Below are 3,318 nucleotides of genomic sequence, written 5' to 3' on the forward strand. Positions count from 1 at the left end.
GGGCCGTCTCGGCCCATGGGGGTGTGGGAGGGGACGGCCGAATGCATCACACAAAGCCACAAAGCCACGAAGCTTTCCGGAGAGAAGGGAGAGAGACAGTGTTGCCCGCAGACCACACGGAGGAAAACTCGGCTTTGATCCCTGCGGGGTCCCACCTCGCGTCCTTCGCGTCCATTGCGGTTCAATAGTCTCTCTTTGCTCGGCCCATGGGCTGTTAGGCTCAGGATCTTCGTGGCTTTGTGGCTTCGTGTGAGGCGGTCGGGGAAACCGACGGGAAGGGAAAGGGCGACGGATTGCACATTGCGAATTGTTCATTGCTCATTTGTCATTGGGGAGAAGTGAGACCCGCTGCGCTCGGGTTGCTGGGGAATTGTCCAGCATGGACGACGCTACAATGGAGTGTGGGCCGTCTCGGCCCATGGGCTGAGTTTTGAACCCGTTGCCCCCTCAATTTCCCCTTTCAAGGCCGGGACGTACGCCCTAGTTTCAACCGCTTATGAACGTGGTCCGTTACACCGATTCCGATTTCGCCGCGCAGCTGGGCACCCTGGCCGCTCCTTCGAGCTTGTTCGATCCCGTGATCGAGGAGCGCACCCGAGCGATATTGAAGCAGGTGGCGGATGCTGGCGATCGCGCGCTGGTGGAGCTGACTGAGAAGTTCGACGGAGCCGCACTTTCGGTCGACCAGCTGGCGGTCACCAAGGCGGAGCAGATGACCGCTGCGCTTATGGCGGATGCCACACTGCGCTCAGCGGTCGCTATGGCTCGGAAGAATATCGAGGCTTTTAGCCAACGTGCGAAGCGGAAGCCCTGGTCGAGCCGCAACCGCCAAGGCGGCACGGTCGGAGAGAAATTCGATGCGTTCCAACGAGTGGGTATCTATGTGCCCGGAGGCACCGCTCCCTTGGCATCGACGGCCTTAATGACGATTCTGTTGGCCAAGGTGGCCGGCTGTCCTGAGATCGTGGTCTGCTCCCCCTGTGGCAAAGACGGCTCCTTGAACCCGGCTTTGCTCTATGCCGCCACCGTCGCGGGCGCCACCGAGATCTACCGAGTGGGTGGATCCCAGGCGATTGCCGCGATGGCTTATGGCACGCCGACCATTAAGCGGGTGAACAAAATCTTTGGTCCAGGCAATGCCTATGTGGTGGCCGCGAAGCGTTTGCTGTTCGGGTCGGTGAGCATCGATTTGCTTCCGGGTCCGAGCGAAGTGTTGGTGTTGGCGGACGACACGGCGGATTCACGGTGGGCGGCGGCGGATCTGCTCGCGCAGGCGGAGCATGGCTCGGGACACGAACGCGTTTGGCTGATCACGCCTTCTCTGAAGTTTCTGAAAGCGGTGGCCAAGGAGATCGCCCTGCAGCTCAAGACGCTCAAGCGTCGGGAGTTCATCGAACGAGCCTTAAAGTCGAACGGTTGGCTCATCCAGGTGAAGGACCTAGACCAGGCGGTGGACTTGGCCAACCAGCTGGCGCCAGAACATTGTGAGATCATGACCCGGAAACCAGCCCAGATCGCGGAACGTCTTCGGACAGCCGGAGCCTTGTTCTTGGGTGGCTATTCTCCGACGGTCTTGGGCGATTATATGGCCGGGCCGAGTCACACGCTGCCAACAGGCGGCGCCGGTGCTTCCTTTGCGGGGCTGACGGTGGACCAGTTCCAGCGGCGTACAAGCGTGGTCGAGTATTCCAAGCCGGCGCTCAAGCGTTCCTTGTCGACCATCGCTACGTTTGCGGCACTCGAGGGTCTCGATGCCCACGGCCGGTCCGCCTCGATCCGCATTCAGCGGGCCCTCAATAAGTCATTGAAAACCCGATGAGCTCTTTCCGTCCTCTCATTCGGCCCCTGGTCCAGAAGCTCCACCCTTATGTCCCGGGCGAGCAGCCGAAGATCAAGGGTTTGATCAAACTCAACACCAACGAGAATCCTTATCCCCCTGCCCCGGGTGTTCTCAAAGCGGTCCGGCAGGCGGTGGATGGGCGGTTGCGGTTGTATCCCAATCCTACATCCCAAGCGCTGCGGGATCGGCTGGCGGCTCTGCATGGCTGTCAGCCCCAAAACATCATTGTGGGCAATGGATCGGACGAGCTGTTGGCCCTCGCGGTTCGCACGTTCGTCGAGCCTGCTGCCGGACCCCGGCGGCGGTCCTCCTCGACCGTCCAGTTTTTCCATCCCAGCTATTCGCTGTATCCCGTGTTGGCAGATTCGCACGGGGCCACGTGCCATCCCGTTCCCTTAGGCCCAGGGTTCGCCTTGCCCAGCCCGGGGGCCTTGAAGAAGGGGCGGCTGTGGGATTTCAAGGCTGCGCTGACATTGGTGACCACTCCGAATGCACCAAGTGGCAACGGCTTTGCAACGAAGGACCTCGCGTCGCTGTGTCGGGCGCAGCGAGGTGTGGTCATCCTCGATGAAGCCTACGTTGATTTTGCCCGCGAGAACGCGGCTTCGTTGGCTTTGAAGCACCCGCATGTTTTGGTCGCACGGACCTTCTCGAAGGCGTATTCCCTCTGCTTTCAGCGGGTGGGCTATTTTATAGGATCGGCGGAGTTGATCGATGCGCTGGACCGCATGCGCGACAGTTACAACGTGAATGGCCTGGGGCAGATCGCAGCGCTTTCTACCTTGGATTTTCTCCCGTATTATCGCGCGCGGTTTCGACAAATCATCGCCACCCGGGATCGGCTGGGAAAGGCGCTCACGGAGCTTGGTTTCCGGGTGTTGCCGAGCCAGACGAACTTCATTCTGGTCGAGCCGCCACGTTATCCTGCGTCTGAGTGGTTGGAGCGGCTGAGGCAGAGCAAAGTCCTCGTTCGCTGGTTCAGCCATCCGGACGTGCGATCCTACCTGCGAATCACCATCGGAACCGATGCTGAGATCGATACTCTGCTCCGAGCCGTTCGGAAGAATCTGCGCTAGCAGGCCGTCAGACTCAGGATGTCGTTTTACAGGGTGCCCGGCAGGGCTGTGCCGCCTCGCGCGAAGGAACAAGGCGCTATGGACTGCGGAGACATGTCTCCGCTTTTCCTGCGCGTGGCGGAGTGCCTGCTGGTGTGCCTCTCGTAAAAGACTGCGTTGGAGGTGCTAAACCGGGGCGAAGGAAAAGCGGTGTCGTGCCCTAAGCATTACCCACAAGTTCTTCGACCAAATGTTAGAATCCCAAAGGGATTCCGGCTCAAAGCCCAGGGTTGGCGCGACGAAGGAGCGCCTACCCTGGGTTAGTCGTGGTTTTCTCACAACCCCATCGCGGGTTGCGCTTGGGATCACCTGAAGCCCCACAGGGTTCGCAACCCACGATGGGGTTGTGGATTCTATGGCGTT

The 3,318-nt window shown here is 60.3% G+C and carries 2 protein-coding genes; both read left to right on the forward strand.

Features of this window, described 5'->3' with window-relative positions; genetic code table 11:
• Positions 1-496: 496 nt before the first annotated feature.
• Positions 497-1,819 (forward strand): histidinol dehydrogenase, encoded by a 1,323-nt coding sequence (gene hisD, locus JNN07_11555; GenBank protein ID MBL9168368.1) that lies wholly within the window; start codon positions 497-499, stop codon positions 1,817-1,819.
• Positions 1,816-2,916, forward strand: coding sequence for a histidinol-phosphate transaminase (gene hisC / locus JNN07_11560; GenBank protein MBL9168369.1), 1,101 nt, complete (start codon positions 1,816-1,818; stop codon positions 2,914-2,916). Before hisD ends, hisC begins: the two co-directional genes overlap by 4 nt.
• Positions 2,917-3,318 lie beyond the last annotated feature (402 nt).

The sequence above is a fragment of the Verrucomicrobiales bacterium genome, from assembly GCA_016793885.1.
Lineage (GTDB): Bacteria > Verrucomicrobiota > Verrucomicrobiia > Limisphaerales > UBA11320 > UBA11320.